Raw genomic sequence first — 17,737 nt, 5'->3', positions numbered from 1 at the left:
AATACGATGAACAGAAAACCCAATATACTTGTCTCAAATGATGACGGCATTGAAGCCCCGGGTCTTCAAAGATTAGTTGAAGAGCTTAAAAAATTCGCGAATGTTTATGTATCAGCTCCATATACCCAGCAAAGCGCCGTAGGCCATTCGATCACCATTTTTTACCCGCTAAGAACTTATGAACATAAAAAGAACGGTGAACTCTACGGTATTGCTGTTGAAGGCACTCCTGCTGATGCGGTAAAGATCGGAGTATTGTACTTTTTCAAGGATGTTAAGTTTGATCTTGTTATTTCCGGGATAAATCATGGAGCCAATACTGCGATCAATATTATATATTCAGGTACAGTTTCAGCGGCTACCGAAGGTACTATACTTGGTATTCCCTCCATTGCGGTATCTTTGACAACTTTTGATATTGTAGATTTTATTGAACCGGCAAAAATTGCATCCGGAATTATCAAACAGATGTGGGAAGATGACAAGATAAATCTGCATGAAGGGACCCTGCTGAACATGAATATTCCAAATCTGCCTGCAAGTGAAATTAAAGGTGTTAAGATAACCAAGCAGGGCAGATCTTACTGGCAGGATGGCTTTGAAGTAAGAAAAGACCCGCACGGTAAAGAATACTACTGGTTAACAGGTAAAATGGTTTACCGTGATGATTCTACAGAATTTGATGTTGCCGCGGTTCAGAATAATTATGTATCTATAACTCCCCTGCATTATGACCTTACTGACTACAGGACATTTGAAGAAATTAAAAACTGGAAAATAAATTTATAGTTATGTCAAGTGAAGTTAGAGTAGTTGATCACTCAAGCAGCGTTTTAAAGAACAACCCGCTTAAAGACCCCTATAAAAGAAAAATACTGGTTTATCTTCCACCTTCTTATTTCAATGGGACAAAAAAATTCCCAGTATTGTACCTTATATCCGGGTTTACCGGTTATGGCGCGCTTAATATGAATCTCACCCCGTTTTCAGAAAACATTCAGCAAAGAATGGACAGGCTTATCAAAACAAAAGCTATAAAGGAAATGATAGTTGTAATGCCTGATTGCTTTACAAAATACGGGGGTTCACAGTATGTTAATTCCGTTGCAACAGGCAGGTATGAAGATTATATGGTTAAGGAAATTGTTCCTTTTATTGACAGTAATTTCAGAACAATTCCAAAAGCGGCTTCCCGCTGCATTGCAGGTAAATCATCAGGCGGTTACGGCGCAATGTGGCTTGCGATGCGTAACCCGGGTACCTTTGGCTTGATGGCAACTCATTCAGGTGACTCTGCATTTGAATATTGTTACATGGAACACTTTGCGGAATTTATTGTGCTTATTCAGAAATATGGTAAAGGCCACAAAGCAGTTCAGAATTTTATAAAAACACAGATAAACAACAAACAGCCAAAAGGTAATGATTTCCATAATATAATTAATACTATAGGAATGTCAGCATGTTACTCCCCTAATCCAAAACGTAAGGAATATAATTTTGACCTTCCTTTTGACATCTATACCGGTGAAATAATACCTTCAGTATGGAATAAATGGCTGAAATTTGACCCGGTAAGAATAGTAAATAAATACAGGGCTAACCTTAAAAAGCTGAAATATATTTACGTTGATTGCGGCGTGAAGGATGAATTTAAGCTTCATGCAGGTGCAAGAATATTCTGTGAAAAGCTGAAACAAAACGGAATTAAATATACACATTTAGAGTTCAGCGGCGGCCATTTTAATGTGCAGTACAGGTATGATACAAGCTTTGCGGAAATATCAAAAAGAATTTCCTTCAACTAATCATTAATCAAGGAAAAGAAAATACATTAATGCTCCGAACCCGGCCTGAAGAGCGATTATAGAAAGATTTCCCAGCAGATTATTATCACGTTTTTTATCAAGCTCCGCCGGATCCCCGTATATATCATAATTTTTCTGGTTCTCTGATGCTTTCGATTTGAAATAATATGCAGCTACACCGCTTACAGCAGTAACTACTGATGATATAACTACAGGAAATACTTTCCTTGGCTCCTTAAAATATGTTTGTTTATCTTCTTTCACCGGGTTTGAGATCAGATAACCGCCATCCGGCTTTAAAAGAAAGTTTCTGCTGTAAACTTCATTACCGGTAACAGTTTCTGATTCTTCCAAATATCCTTTAAGCTTAACTTTTAATATTTTAGGCAGCAAGCTATCTGCCCACATAAAATAAAGAGGAGTACTGCCGATTCTTTTATCATTTACAAATACTTCGGCATTCTGCGGGGATGAATTGATAAAATTATAATTTATCAAAGCAGAATCAATTTCCTGGGCATAGTTAAGCACAGGAAAAATGAACAAAATTAATATTACTTTAAAATTTCTTTTCAACATTTCTACTGGTAAAACAATAAACAATTTCATCTGCTGCAACAAATAAATATTCCTTCCAGATAACCGGAGAAGTTTTAACTTTGTTTTCAAGCATATATTTCCAGATTATTTTCCCGGAATTAGCATCAATGGAATAAATATAACTGTCATATGAGGATACATATACATTATTACCTGAGATAACCGGGCTTGATATAATTGCCCCGTAAGTTTCTGCTTTCCATTTAATTTCCCCGGTTGCCGCGCTTAGCGAATAAACGCTTCCATCTACACAACCGGTAATTAGACTGCTATTTTGATAATTTGCAGATCCTGCTATTAACTTTGAATGCAGGTTCACTTTCCAGTTTACTTTACCGCTTTCAAGATCAATAGAATAATAATTTGAATCATCACCGCCTAAATAAGCTGTTCCGTTATTAATAAGAGCTGTTGAAATTACCGGGCCGCCCGTTTCAATCTTCCATTTTTCTGATCCTGAAGAAATATCCACTGCCGTAATTATTCCTTTATCATTTCCAAAAACTGCAGTATTACCGCTGATTGCGCAGGTTGAGTGAACTGGTGATTTTGCAGAATATTTCCACAAAAGTTTACCGGTTGCAGGTTCAATTTTATAAAAACTGCCGTTCAGGTTGCTGAAGTAAACGTGTCCATCATACAAAATAGGGGAAGTTTGAATATCCCCGTAATTTTTACGCCAGTTAATTTTTCCCGCTATTAGATCATATGATGCAATTGAATATTTTTTTTCTCCTGCAAATGTAAATATTACATTATTACCCATTACCAGTGGCGCAGTACTGCAATCTTTTCCGAGAAATTTTAAATTTCCAATTTTTCCGCCTGAATTAACATCAAATGTAAATAACTCTCCCTGTAAGGCATTTACAAATACAACAGCATCGCTTGCTGTAATTCCTGCCGGTCCCACTCCGCCTTCAATATTATAATCCCACATTAAATTCAGCGGCGGTGAAAGCGAAAACTTTGAAACATTTTGCTGGTCAGGCGAGCCGCCGGCCATTATCCAGTCATCAGGACTTACCTTTATTTCCTTATCTACTGTTATTCCTGAACACCCTGTAAAAATAAAAAAGATATTCACAGAGAAATAAACAGCGAAAATATATTTAAAGTAATTCTTCCCTTTCATATTTTTAATTTAATAATCTATGTTATATTATAAAAGGGGGTAATTAAAAATTATTAATTTATTTAACCAGAAGCATTTTACGGGTTTCGGTGACCGTTCCTGTTGTAAGCCTGTAAAAATAAATTCCGCTAGCCATATTACCTGCATCAAAAGTAACCTCGTAAACACCCGGGGATTGTTTCTGACGCAATAGTACAGCTGCAAGCCTGCCGCTAATATCAAAAACCTGAAGGCTTATATCATTTTCGTTGCCATTATTTGGAGGTAAGGAATATTTAATCGTTGTTATCGGATTAAACGGGTTGGGATAGTTTTGAAATAAGCTGAATTTTTCAGGAACTCCGTTATGAACTGTAATACCAAGCGGATTAACAGTAGTAGAAAAAGCGCTTCGGCCATGGGTCCAAACCACAAGTTTTCTTGTTCCGTTATGCAGGGTAAGATCGTGACATGGAACATTTGAAGGTATCCCAGAAGAATATACAGACCAGTTTGCACCTTCATTTGTACTGATCATTACACCAACATCTGTTGCGAGGTATAATGTGGATAAAAAAGCAGGATCGATAAGAATATCATTGACCGGTGCATTAGGCAGATTTGATGAGATTGAGCTCCATGATGCTCCGAAATTTGTCGTTTTATAAACATGCGCCCCGGTTGAATCAGTTTTGTATCCCGATAAAGTTACATAACATATGTTGGCGAACTCCGGGTGAATTGTAACTCTTGTTATCCACCTGTACGGCAGCCCGCTGTTTATTTTTGTCCAGTTGCTTCCGCCATTGGTTGTAACCCACACATTCGCGTCATCCGTTCCGCAGTAGATCACATTCGGGTCTGATTTTGCCACATCAACCGTTGTGATAGTACCAAGGTTCTGAACATGCCCGTTTGTCAGATCAGGGCTGATTGCAGTCCAGCTCTGCATACCGTTTGTTGATTTGTGAATTTTATAAGTACCGCAATACAACACCAGTGGATTATTTTTATCCATTACATACGGTGTCATCCAGTTTGTGTATGTCAGGTCGAGACCAGAAGTAGCTCCTGTAAAACTTGCGCCACCGTTTGTAGAGCGCCCAAGTCCACCGTTCTGCGATGATGCATAAACTCTCTGAGAATTTGTATAATCGACAAGGCAGTAAAAACCATCGCCGCTATAAATTGATTGCCAGCTGCCTGCCGGACCGGTAGTTCTAAGCGTTCCGTTATCCTGCGTTCCGCCTAAAATTAATGAGGGGTTATTATTATCTATATCCCCCGCATAAAACTGGGTTACGGGCAATTGAGTGCTTTCCTGCCATGAAACACCGCCGTTTGTTGAATAATCAACTCCTCCGTCATTTCCGAATACCAAAAAATTTGGATTTGAAACTGAAAAAGCTACAGCATGCTGGTCAACATGTGATGTAAAAATTGAGGAAAATGTTGTTCCGCCATTTGTTGAGCGCTCCATATTCAATCCGCCGCAAATTACCTGGTCAGAATTTATGGGATTTACTTTACAAATCCGGTTAAACCATGCATAATTTGATGATCCCGCTGCAGATGAGTTAACCAGGCTCCAGTTTAAGCCTCCATTAACTGATTTATACAATCCTCTTGTATTACCATTTGAGTATGCGGTTAATGCATACACTACCTGCGGATTTGATCTGCTTATATCGATTGAAATTCTTCCAAGATCTGCTGCATTGGAAGGAAATCCTCCGTTTACAACGCTCCAGTTTATACCGCCATTGGTAGTCATATAAAGCGCGCTCATAGGGCCGCCGTATTTAATGTAATCTTCCCTTCGTTGTCTTTCCCACATTGCTGCGAATAGCTTATCGGGATTTAAGGGATCTATTGCCACATCAATTGCGCCAACGGAATCAGATAAATATAATGACTGGTTCCATGTTAGACCGCCATTTGACGATCTGTAAATTCCCCTTTCGGTATTTTTTCTCCTGGTTGAGCCTATTGCTGCCGCATAAACAATTTGGGTGTTTACCGGGTTTATCACAATATTGCCGAAGCTGTAAGTATTATCCAGCCCTATGTAGCTCCATGAGCTACCGCCATTTGTAGATTTATAAACTCCAGTGCCCGGGTAGTAGCTTCTGAGTGAGTTGGCTTCCCCGGTAGCACAATAAATAATTTCGCCGTTCAGCGGGTCAATTGCAATTGCACCTATGGAAGAAGTATTTTGATTATCAAATACACTTACCCAGCTTTGGCAAAAGTTGGTTGATTTCCACAATCCGCCGTTAGCTGTTGCAGCATAAACTATTTGCGGGTTGGCAGGATGTATAGCAAGTGATGTTATTCTGCCTTCTATATTAGTTGGTCCTGCGGGAATCCATGGCAATGGCTGTGTGCCTTGAAAAACAGGCATTTGTTTAACATAATTCAATGCTTCTGTATGCTTTTTATCAGGAATTTCATCATAAGGAAATGCTCTTTGTTTTTCAAACCAGTCTTCTGCAGGCGCTCCGGGAATTTTACCTTTTGTTCCGGATGCGGTGTTATCACCGGTACCGGTAATATTGATGAACAATATTACCGGTATTAACAGCAATAAAATTATAAATAGTATTCTTTTTTTCAGCATGTAATTTAACTATGCTGCAAGTTAATTATTTTACTAAAATCATTTTTTTTGTGTCAGTAAAGCTTCCTGCTGTGATACGGTAAAAATAAATACCGCTGGAATAATTTACAGCATTCCAGTCAACCGAATATTTCCCTGCGGTCAGCTCCTTGTTTACGATCAGTTCAACAAGATTGCCAAGTACATCATATACAGCTACCTGAACTTTTTTATCTCCGTTGATATTAGGTATATCAAAATTAATATTTGTAACCGGGTTGAACGGATTCGGATAGTTGTTATATAATGCAAACCTTTGCGGAATTTCAGATGAAATTACCTGAATACCAATCGGTGAGCGGACAAGGGTAACAATAAACGATGTTGCAGATTGCAGTGAATCAATTCCGTTATATGCCCATGCGCGCCATGTGCAGCGAACAGAATCACCCGTAACCCCCATTTGAACTGCAATTGAATCAAGAAGACTTCTTCTCACAGAGGCAACAGAATCAATTCCGTTTGAATTTGAAGTGAATATATAATCAACAGCACCGCCGATTTTTCTTAATTTAAATTTATAATTAACCGTATTGTTTTGTGAGCTTTTTGTCCATGAAAAATTAACTTTTGAAGTATCTCCGGAATTCACACCAATCCTTGTAAATGTCGGCGGGTTCAAAACATTGAAAGTATTTAAAGATGCTCCTCTAACCCTTATATATGAAGTTTTTGTCAACGAATCTGCGCCGAAGCTGTTAGAGACCCTGAGTTTAACTGTATATAAGCCGGGTGTTGCATAAGTAACTGTTGGGTTCTGTGATGTTGAGGTAGGCGGAGTGCCTCCTGCAAATGTCCATTGCCAGCTTGTCGGTATTCCTGCTGATTGATCTCTTAACTGTACCGGATTATTGTAAAGTATTGATAAACTATCTGCTTTAAAAGAGCATAGTGGTGTTCCGCTTATATCAATATGACCATTTGAAGATTGAAGCGGTAATCTCGGTCCGCCTATAGCTGCATTTATTCTGGTTAACTGTCCCTGGGTAAATAGGTTCATACATGCATCATCAGTATAATCCATATAGTTCATGAACATCACACCGGGTGCCGATGGTGAACAGGCATCCACAGTTGGATACCCGGGACATCCATAATATTCAGCACCCTGGTTTGGTGTATCACCAACCAGATCAGATCCCCCGCATGAACCGTTATCATCGCCCCATATATGGTAAAGCCACAGCCAGTGTCCCACTTCGTGAGTTGCAGTTCTGCCTTTATTATAGGGCGGAGAAAGTGTTCCAACTGTTCCAAAATAATTATAACCTATTGCAACACCGTCTAAGGCAGGGCTGCCGCCTGGGAAAGTTGCATAACCAAGAAGCTGGCTTCCTAAATTGGCGACCCATAAGTTTAAATATCTATCTCTATCCCATGCATCATGTCCGCCTGAAGCAGTGAACTTCAGTGAAGAGCTCTGCCCGAATTCAGTTACGCTTGTTTGCGTACGTGTAATTCCGAGTGTCGGGTTACCGTTGGGGTCGCGTCTTGCCATTTTGAATTCTATTTGGCAGTCCGCTCCAAGTGATTTCCATGGTGCCGGTGTGTTAACAGTGTCTGAATTCAGCCTTCTGAAATCCTTGTTCAATACATCTATCTGTGAAAGTACCTGATCATCGGATATATTCTGTATGGGTGTATTCCATACAACATGAACTACAACAGGAATTGTAATTACAACTTTATCGCCAACTTTATGGCTGTGTTCTTTCGCAAATTTTTCAACAAACTTTTCCATCTCAGCCATACGGTCTTTATATGAAGGATCCAGCTTGTACTGCATTTCAAGATCTTCCATTGCTCCGCAGGTTCTCCTGATATTATTAACATTGCTTTGTACATTATTGAGTACACTGTCAGAATAAACAGTCGATTCATTGCTTCTGAAAAAAACAGCAGTTATCATAATAACGGCTAATAGGGAAAGTGTAAAAATAATTCGTTTCGTCATAATTTAATTCCTGATTCTTTTTAATAAAAAGCCTGCTTTAAATACAGCAGGCTTTTTAAATTATTATTAAATATTATTTTTATTTTACCAGTATCATCTTCTTCACATCCGTAAATCCGTCAGTTTCAAGCTTATAAATATATAAACCGCTTGAAAGATTGCTGCCATTGAACTCAGCCTGGTGATAACCTGCTTCTACTTGTGAATTTATAAGTGATGCTACTTCTTTTCCAAGCAGATCATATACTTTCAATTTTACAAAAGAGGATTTAGGCAGCTGGTATTTAATAACTGTGGCAGGATTGAACGGATTAGGAAAGTTCTGTTCAAGTGAGAAATTTACAGGTAAGCCGTTATTGATACCAATTCCTGTTATAGCACTGACACAATACTTGGAAATATTTATATCATCAACATACCAGCCGTCAGCCTGCAATCCTGCATCACTGGTAAGCCTGAAACGGACCTTTAAATTTGTAGAACCGTTTGCATACGGAGAAATATCAAATGTCTGCTGAGTCCATGTAGTATTAGTACCGGTATATTGTTTAACAAGCTGCCAGTTTGAACCGCCATCGCTGGAAACTTCAACTTTACAGTAATCAAAATCCAGCTCTGTTGCATAACGGTGCCAGAAGCTAAGTGTTACTACAGGATTTGTGTTTACATTCAGCGGTGTTGTCAGTGTCATATGAAGATCACAGTTTGCAGGGTAGTTACCTGAAGGACTTTCAGAAAATGAGCTGGGTGCAGTATGTGACTGCAATGTTGTTGTATTCCATGTTGTTGCTGTTCCGCCTGCTGTCCAGTTGGCAAATGAACCTGCATTATCATCCAAAACTACGGTAGGGGTTGGTGTACCAACAGGAATGTATACGCCCTGTGTATAAATTGTTGCCGTATCCTGCTTTATAGTTAAAAAGCAGGGTATGTAACAGTTATTTGCAGCCGAACCAGAGACTGTAAAATTGAATGTTGCGCTATCCTGCTGCATCATAGCCAGGTTATAGGTAAGCTGCTGAGTCGGGATTGTAACATTTGCATTAGCCGGCGTTAAAATTATTTTGGTATTATTTGCGGTCATTACACCCTTGTTACGGAACCTGACTTTAAAGCTGCCTGAGCTGCCCGGTGTATAAGATGACTGGTTGAAGTTAGAACTGATATAATTAACATACGGACCAGCTACAAGTGCTATATACTGATTAGCATGCAGCATCCCCTGTGCCAATGGTATTATCTGGTTTTGTGCCGGCCAGAAGCTAGTACCGGTTTCCGGGGTTATACTGAAAATTTTTGCATGCCCTGAGTCATTGTAATACCAGTCATCTGTACCGCCTCTAACCTGGTAACCAACTGTCTGTGAAGGAAATCCTGTTGTATACCCGTTAACTGCTTTCATATCTGCAAGAAAAATATTAAATATCGCATCATCAGGTGTACCTACAGGATCCTGCCAGCACCAGGGTTTTATTAACAGATTTCCGTGTGTATGTGCGCTGAATGCAGTTTTAAAGTTCCGTGAATTTACAAACGCTTTTATGTTCTGTGTTTCAAGCTCAGAAAATGGTAATGTTCCCCGGTAAGTTCCCTGGCCTCCGTTGCATGCATCGGTGCTTGAACCGCCGTTTGGCGAATTCCAGAACTGATAAGTTCCGAAGTTCCTGTTCGGGTCGACCGGTCCGCATGTTAAGCTGGGCGGACTTGTCAAATGTTTATTTGCTCTCCACATTCCTCCACCATTCGGATTTGTTGTCTGGTTATGTACATATCCATCAGCATTAAATACAGGTATCCAGTAAATTTCCCTGTTATTTAGAATATACCTGGCAATGGGATCAGTATTATAATTTTCAAATAGCCAGAACATATAATAGAACTGTGTTTCCATACTTTCAGGCTCGCGCGCATGAATAAGTGCATGCATCAATACTTCAGGCCTGCCTGTTGGAGCATTTGGTCCGTTGGTGACTCTTACGCACCACATATTCCTGTTTTCGTAAGTAGTACCTATAGAAAATTTTTCAGATATGAACTGCGGGTACCACATTCTCATTGAATCCAGCTTGGCAACCACCTCATTATATGTCATGTATCCGCCCATTGAGCCGTAAATCGAATGTGTTATATTATCTTTAACATAAGTCTGGATCATCTGGTCATTTATTTCAGCATTGGTCATCTTTGGCTGTGAGTTATAATATGTCATCCAGTCATCAACCAGAATTTCATAACTTACCCCTGACTTTATCAGCAGGCCTATCTCGTAATCAGATAGCCATGCATCAAGAAAATGTCCTAATTTTGAATTAGCATGGTCTATATGAAGACCTGCATCGTTCATTCTGTGAAAATCATTTTCATTGGTAGCAAAAATCCGTACCTGCGAATACTTTGGAGAAAGTGATGTTACACTCTCATTTTTAAATACAAATGCGTTAAAAGAAAAATAAGCCGTAATACTTAACAAAGCGAATAATGTTAAAGAATAAACAGTAGTTTTATAGCTTTTCATTTTAGTAATAATATAAATAAATTGGAATAATATCTTAATTTAATGCTTTTTGAATGCTAAATCAATCTTTTTAATATTGTGTATATTAGGAATATTAGTTACTCATTTTTTACAAAATAATTAACAAAAAAGGCGAATAAATCGCCTTTTTCTCACAAAAACTGTTCTTTTTATTTTACCAGCACCAGTTTTTTAGTATTGGCAAACTTATCAGTTCTGATGGAATAAAAATAAACACCGCTGGAATAACTCTCACCATTGAATTTTATCTCATATTTACCGGAATTTACAAATTGATCAAACAATACATCAATTTCCCGCCCAGTTAGATCATACACGGTTATTTTGACATTTCCGGATTCAGGAATATCAAACCTGATATTTGTTTCAGGATTAAATGGGTTTGGATAAGCATCGTACAACATATACTTTGATGGAATTTCTGTATTAATAGGCGAAATACCTGTCAGTGTCCAAATAGGCAGGTAATCCACAAAACCGGAATCATTATCAGGCTGGTGTACAATATGAGCCTCAACGGTATCAATATTGGTTGTGCCCCAGTAATTATTTTCCGCTTTGATCGGATTAATAGTGTTGTTATACAGATCATAAAATATACCTGAATTATGGTTACCATATATTTGATTCAGTCCAATATAGTTTGTATCAGAGTTAGATAAGTCACCAAGTATGAGGTTTGCCCGTTGCTGGGTTGTAATGCCCCATAGGTTTCCTCTGATATAATTTTTTGAAACAATTGCGGTAACTCCCGAACCGACTATGTTAATTCCGCTTCCGCCCAGGTTGGGACTGTTCTGAATATTATTAGTATCAATTATATTACCCCGAATAATTGCATTACTAACTCCCGCTTGAATTGTTATGCCATACCTGTTTCGTTTTATTACATTGTTTTCTATGATTACATTTATTGTACCGCCTAATGATGCAGCAACGGCTATAGCGCCTGTCTGAATTGAGTTACCGCCAGTGATCAAATTTCCTCTTATAATAGCTGTAGTTGAGCCTGTTGTACCCAGATTGATCTGAGGTACATTACCGTTTAAGATATTGTTTTCAAATATTTCATTGTTCAATATCTGCGGTGCATTTGCAATGTTAGTGCCACCTGCTATACCTACGCGGTAATTCCTGTAGATTTTACAATTTCTGATTGTTACATTTGATCTGAATAGACTTATAGCTGTTGATGTTGTTGTATTGCCATTACAGTTAAATCTGAAAATGCTGTTTTCTATAATCGGACTTGAATCCAACATCCTGAAGCCGTTGTAACTATATTCAAAGATCAGTTTATTGATAACGCTGGCATCACTTTGGTCATCTAGCCTTACATCCATGAACTTCTGCGTGGTATCAATGGAAGTGAACTTTACTGAATCTGCCGGATTTACAATAAGTGTTCCGTTTACAAAAAAAATGACATTAAAAGCAAATTTTACTGTCGCATTTGTTAGTATTTTCAGTGTATCAGATGATGATACCGTTAAAGTATCATTTACAAAGTATGTACCGGATGAAAATGTTACAACACCGCCTGAATTTGTAACAAGGTCATTCAAATTCCAGCTGACTGAAGAGTTGGGGGTTGTATAATTTGAATGTGAATTATTCGTTACAATCAAATAAAAAAGAATAATAAAAAAATACAGAAAAATTTTTTTCATTAAGAATTCCGGGAAATTAAATTATTAAAATATAGGGTACAAATTAAAATATAAGTAATTAATCTGAAATGCTAATATTTATAATATTATAAAGCTATAATTATTTTTGTACTTAGAGTGCTGCTTTAAATCATTTCAATATAGTCCAGGTCTTTACTGTAAGTTTCTTCAAGCCTTGCAGCTGAAAAGTAAGCCAGGACCAATGCAATACCTGCAACTATAGCCGCTGAATAAATTATCCCGGTTGAAGGATTCAGGAACTGGAAAAGCAGCGTCAAAGGCACTACTGCCCCTCTCACAAAATTCGGTACTGTAGTGGTAACTGTTGCGCGCAGATTTGTTCCAAACTGTTCCGAAGCGTTGGTAACAAATACAGCCCAGTAACCGCAGCTAACCCCAAGCAAAAGGCATATTGTATAGAAATAGAAAGAACCGAAGTTATTAAAGAACAGGTAAACAACTATCAGGATATTGGTGGCAAGAATAAAGATAAAAATTATTTTTTTGCGTGTTTTAAAATACTGGCTCAAATACCCGCTCAACAGGTCTCCTATTGCAAGGCCAATGTAACAGAACATCACTGATTTAGACGGAGCTACACCTTCAACACCAAGCTGTTTGGCAAAAGCATCACTGAATGTCATAAGTATCCCAACAACAAACCAAAGCGGAGCTCCAATAAGGATACACTTTACATATTTTTTAAACCGGCTCCAGTTTGTGAACAGGTGCAGGAACTCACCCCGGCTTATTTCATCTTTCTTTATGTTCTTAAACATACCTGATTCATAAACACCAATTCTGAGAAATAATAATAATAAACCCATTCCACCGCCGACAAAATATGCAGTTCTCCAGTCAAACATATCTGCAACAAGCGCAGCCACAACTGCTCCTAGGATACCAACTGATGCTACTATAGTTGTTCCGTATCCGCGGGATTCCTTGCTCATTACTTCACTAACGAGAGTTATCCCGGCTCCAAGCTCGCCTGCAAGTCCGATACCTGCAATAACCCTTAACACCGCATATTGCTGCACATCCATAACGAATCCATTCAAAATATTGGCAACTGAATACATTATAATTGAGCCAAACAGAACTGATATTCTTCCGCGCTTATCACCAAGCACTCCCCATAATATTCCCCCAATTAACATTCCTGCCATTTGCATGTTCAGCAGCAATACACCGTCAGAGAGCAGGGCATCTCCGGTAACGCCAAGCGATTTAAGCGATGATATCCTTACAATGCTGAATAATATCAGGTCATATATATCAACAAAGTAACCAAGTGCGGCAACTATCACAATTGCTGATATATTTTTAGAGCCTGAAGCGGTATTATTTGAACCGGATTCTTGCATTAAATTAATTGAAGATTAATGTTAAATTTGAAAATTAATCCCCGAAAATAATACATTTACAGTAATTTAAAAAGCATATTATGGCTATTGTAAAATTAATATCAGATTTTGACGGTGTATGGACGAACCAGGATATTGAAGCAGATTATGTATGGAAATACATTCTCAATACTGTTTCAGGACTTTCCGGCGATACACCCGATAAAATTAATTCATTGCTTCAGGAAGCAAAAAAAGAAATGGATAATACTCCGTATGATTTTGGCTGGTTCAATAATGGCGGTGTTTCATGTTATTACCAGGAAGACCCTTTCGGGGATAATAATGCAATTTTTGACTATATTGAAAGAGCTGCCAGTAAAAGATCATATTCGCATTTTAAACAGGAGCTAGCAAGATTAAAAGAAGTTATCAATAAAAAAGCGAATATGACACTTGCTGAATTTTCAAATGACTGTTTTATGAAATCAACTACCCAGTTTAAGCTGGAAGGCAAGCTGAAGCCGGTTGAAACCGCAGGCAAGATAATTAAAAAGCTTAACGCAGTGGGTGTAGAAATAGTTGTAGTATCAAATTCCAAAACTGAAAAGATAGAACATCTATTCCGCAAAGCCGGGCAGACTGTCACAAATGAAAAATCCATAATTCGCGGCAGGCTGCACGCAATTGGAGATGCCAGAAAATTTGTGATTGACAGTGCATTTACTGAGCTGCCTGAACACTACGAAATTACATCAAGATTTAAAGTTTGTTTAAGAAGAAGCAACTACTTTAAAGTATTGCTGGCTGAAATGCCTGATTACGTGATTGGCGACGTTTTTTCCCTGGACCTGGCTTTGCCTTTATATTTGAGGATGAATGATAAACGATTCGGAAAGCTGAAAGTAATTCAGCGTGTGCATAAACATACACCGGGCTGGGTTAAAGATCATTTATCAAAAGAAGAATTTAAAGGGATAGCATTTATGGTAGATTCAATTGATGAGCTGCCGGGGATACTGCTGAAGTAATCTTCTACAGCCCCGTTCTGTAAAACATCTTGTCCAGCTCATCCATCGAAAGCTTTACAATTGTGGGTCTTCCATGCGGGCAAACATATGGCATTTTCACTGAAAATAATTTATCAATCAGGTTAAGCATTTCACCTTCAGATAAATAATCACCCGCTTTTATAGCATGCTTGCATGCATAAGATTTAGCAAGGTTATCACGTTTTTCAAGGTTCAGCTTTATATCATACTCCTTATACTGGTCTATCAGCTCCTGCAGTATCTTTCCTTCATCACCTATTCTAACATCGCTGGGTATACCTTTTATTTTTACTTTTCTTTTGCTCTGCAGCTCAATTTCAAAACCAAGTGAACCAAGCTCCGCTTCTATTGTCCTAGCAACTTCATAATCTACTGGGTTAAGCTCTATATATATCGGGATAAGCAGCTGTTGCGTTAAATTTGCATTGGAATTCAGCCTTTCAATTGCCTGCTCATATAATATTCTCTCATGTGCCGCATGCTGATCAATTATCATTAATGTGCTTTCAAGCTGGTACATAATGTATTTTCGCTGGAACTGCCATATTTCATTTTTACTTACAAGGCTGTCGGTATCAGGCTCCTTATACATCTTTTCTTCCAGTGGAGTTTTAACTTGATGCGGGATTCCTTCATCTGTAAATTCAAACGCTGAGTTTGAATTCTTACCGAACATTTCGTGAATTACCGTCTGTTCCCCCGGAGCGTCTTCATGCTTTTTAAAGGTGAAGCCGCCTGCCTGCGGCACTTTACCGGTAAAATTTGTTGATTTAAAAATGTTGGTATTATATACAGGCTTGTTTTGTGCGATATCAAACCCGGTTGTTTCGGGAATTTTAACTTTAACTATTAGATCATTTTTTTCGAGTGTATTCCACACTCCCCTGCGGATAAAGCTGAACAGTGCCCGCTCTTCTTCAAATTTTACTTCCAGCTTGGATGGGTGAACGTTTATATCGAACTTCGCAGGGTCAAGCTTTAAAAAAAGGAAAAAATTAGGATAATCACCTTTATCAACAAGATCTTCATACGCTGAATGAACTGCAAATGATAAAGCCTTGCTTACAACATACCTGTTGTTCAAATACAGATTCTGGTCTTGTTTGTTTTTTTTAGTGAAGCTGGGTTTGGAAATATACCCTTTTAATGAAAGAAGCTCGTTTGTATGGTCAACTTCAAGCAGGTTTTCACCTGCTTCTTTTCCGAAAATTGAAGTGAGCCTTTCAATTAATGACTGCGAAGGTAGATTATATATCTCTTCATCCTCATTGATAAAAGAAAACGCGCATCCAAAATTCGCAATGGCAAGCCTGGTGAAAGTATCGTAAATATGCCTGAATTCAGTCTGGTTGGTCTTTAAAAAATTTCTGCGGGCCGGTGTATTATAGAATAAATTCCTAACTGCAATGGAAGTACCTTTTTCTGCCTGTATCTTTGTATGCTCAACAATTTCGCTGCCGTGATTTTTAATCAGTGTTCCAAGCTCATCATCTGTTCTGCGTGTTTTCAGCTCAACCTGTGCAACCGCCGCAATAGAGGCAAGTGCCTCACCCCTGAAACCCAGTGTAGTGATGTGCTCAAGATCATCCGCTTCTGAGATTTTGCTTGTTGCATGGCGCTGAAAGCTGAGGATTGCATCATCTTCATTCATACCGCTGCCATTATCAACAACCTGTATCAATGATTTTCCGGCATCACGGATTATCAATTGTATTGAATTGGCTCCGGCATCAATTGAATTTTCTATGAGTTCCTTAACTACTGCCTCGGGTCTGCCAACAACTTCCCCTGCCGCAATACGGTTAGCGATGAACTGGGGTAATATTTTAATTTGGTTTGGCATAATATCAATCCTGAGCGAAGCGAAGGGTTTCATTCGTTGAAAACAATTCCTGAAGACTGGTTAGATCCTTCGCTCCTGTCTGCGGCAGTCACTCAGGATTTATGATTAATCTTCCAATAGCGCTTGTACGAAACTTTCTTTATCAAAAACCTGAAGGTCATCAATTTGTTCACCTACCCCGATATACTTCACCGGGATCTTCATTTCACCGCTGATCTTCAAAACAATTCCTCCTTTTGCAGTACCATCAAGCTTGGTTAAAACCAATCCTGTAAGCGGAATCGAATTGCTGAACTCCCGTGCCTGGGTCATGCCGTTCTGCCCTGTGGTTGCATCAAGCACCAGCAGCACTTCATGCGGAGCTTCCGGAAGCTGTTTCTGTATAACACGGTTAATTTTGCTTAACTCTTCCATAAGGTTAACTTTTGTATGAAGCCTTCCGGCTGTATCAATTATTACTACATCATAACCTTTGGCAATGCCTGATTGAATAGTATTATATACCACTGCGCTCGGGTCTGACCCTTGAGCAAGCTGAATAATTTCAGTACCTGAACGTTTTGCCCATGTTTCAAGCTGTTCATTTGCAGCTGCGCGGAATGTATCGGCAGCACCTATTAAAACGGAATACCCCGCATTTTTGTAATTATAAGCTAGCTTACCAATAGATGTTGTTTTACCGACCCCGTTTACGCCAACTACAATTATTACGTATGGTTTTTTATCAACAGTAAACGGCTTTTTAGCTTCGCCATTGCCGCTTATGAAAACCTTTTTTAATTCATCACGCAATATTGCTTTTAACTGATCAGTACGCTCATATTTTTCTTCTTTAACTCTCTCTTTAAGGTTTTTTATTATTTTCTCTGTTGTATTTACGCCAACATCACTGCTTAAGAGAATTTCTTCGAGATTATCAAGAAAATCGTCATCAATTTCGCTTTTGGCATTAACAAGCTTATCAATTTTATTGAATATATTCTCATGGGTTTTCTTCAAACCCTGCTTTAATTTATCAAAAAGTCCCATAATTTGTATTGATTAAGTGCAAAGTTACTTAATAAGGGTGAATATAAAAAGTGAATAAGTTACATTTAAGGAACAGCCAATATTTTAAAGCATTTATTTTCCCTTTAACCTGAATTTACCTTTGTT

General features: G+C 38.4%; 12 protein-coding genes. 3 read left to right on the top strand and 9 right to left on the bottom strand.

What is annotated here, in order from left to right:
* Positions 1-6: 6 nt before the first annotated feature.
* Together surE and J0M37_06350 are read left to right on the top strand one after the other, a co-directional pair.
* Complete coding sequence (gene surE, locus J0M37_06355) at positions 7-789, top strand: 5'/3'-nucleotidase SurE (GenBank protein MBN8584703.1); 783 nt, start codon at positions 7-9, stop codon at positions 787-789.
* 2 nt (positions 790-791) lie between these two features.
* On the top strand, positions 792-1,808 hold the full coding sequence (locus J0M37_06350) for an esterase (protein MBN8584702.1): 1,017 nt from the start codon (positions 792-794) through the stop codon (positions 1,806-1,808).
* 3 nt (positions 1,809-1,811) lie between these two features.
* On the opposite strand, the gene J0M37_06345 is transcribed toward J0M37_06350, so the two are convergent.
* The 7 genes from J0M37_06345 to J0M37_06315 form a co-directional block, all read right to left on the bottom strand.
* Positions 1,812-2,354, bottom strand: a complete 543-nt coding sequence (locus J0M37_06345; protein MBN8584701.1) for a PEGA domain-containing protein — start codon at positions 2,352-2,354, stop codon at positions 1,812-1,814.
* 13 nt (positions 2,355-2,367) lie between these two features.
* Positions 2,368-3,543, bottom strand: a complete 1,176-nt coding sequence (locus J0M37_06340) for a PQQ-binding-like beta-propeller repeat protein (protein ID MBN8584700.1) — start codon at positions 3,541-3,543, stop codon at positions 2,368-2,370.
* Between the two features lie 58 nt (positions 3,544-3,601).
* Positions 3,602-6,142, bottom strand: a complete 2,541-nt coding sequence (locus tag J0M37_06335) for a T9SS type A sorting domain-containing protein (protein MBN8584699.1) — start codon at positions 6,140-6,142, stop codon at positions 3,602-3,604.
* Between the two features lie 25 nt (positions 6,143-6,167).
* The gene (locus J0M37_06330) at positions 6,168-8,135 is read right to left on the bottom strand and encodes a PKD domain-containing protein (GenBank protein MBN8584698.1); all 1,968 of its coding nucleotides are present in this window, start codon (positions 8,133-8,135) and stop codon (positions 6,168-6,170) included.
* A 79-nt stretch (positions 8,136-8,214) separates the two neighbouring features.
* Complete coding sequence (locus tag J0M37_06325; protein MBN8584697.1) at positions 8,215-10,650, bottom strand: T9SS type A sorting domain-containing protein; 2,436 nt, start codon at positions 10,648-10,650, stop codon at positions 8,215-8,217.
* A 170-nt stretch (positions 10,651-10,820) separates the two neighbouring features.
* Complete coding sequence (locus J0M37_06320) at positions 10,821-12,341, bottom strand: T9SS type A sorting domain-containing protein (GenBank protein ID MBN8584696.1); 1,521 nt, start codon at positions 12,339-12,341, stop codon at positions 10,821-10,823.
* A 125-nt stretch (positions 12,342-12,466) separates the two neighbouring features.
* On the bottom strand, positions 12,467-13,708 hold the full coding sequence (locus tag J0M37_06315) for an MFS transporter (GenBank protein ID MBN8584695.1): 1,242 nt from the start codon (positions 13,706-13,708) through the stop codon (positions 12,467-12,469).
* Positions 13,709-13,788: 80 nt separating this feature from the next.
* Here J0M37_06315 and J0M37_06310 point away from each other — a divergent pair, with 80 nt between their 5' ends.
* Positions 13,789-14,718 (top strand): hypothetical protein, encoded by a 930-nt coding sequence (locus J0M37_06310; GenBank protein ID MBN8584694.1) that lies wholly within the window; start codon positions 13,789-13,791, stop codon positions 14,716-14,718.
* A 4-nt stretch (positions 14,719-14,722) separates the two neighbouring features.
* On the opposite strand, the gene mutL is transcribed toward J0M37_06310, so the two are convergent.
* Together mutL and ftsY are read right to left on the bottom strand one after the other, a co-directional pair.
* Positions 14,723-16,615: a DNA mismatch repair endonuclease MutL gene (gene mutL / locus J0M37_06305; GenBank protein MBN8584693.1), complete on the bottom strand. Its 1,893-nt coding sequence runs from the start codon at positions 16,613-16,615 to the stop codon at positions 14,723-14,725.
* Positions 16,616-16,687: 72 nt separating this feature from the next.
* Positions 16,688-17,611, bottom strand: a complete 924-nt coding sequence (gene ftsY / locus J0M37_06300; GenBank protein MBN8584692.1) for a signal recognition particle-docking protein FtsY — start codon at positions 17,609-17,611, stop codon at positions 16,688-16,690.
* Positions 17,612-17,737 lie beyond the last annotated feature (126 nt).

The sequence above is a fragment of the Ignavibacteria bacterium genome, from assembly GCA_017303675.1.
GTDB lineage: Bacteria > Bacteroidota > Ignavibacteria > Tepidaquicellales > OLB5 > OLB5.
This window is presented reverse-complemented; position numbering and strand designations above follow the sequence as displayed.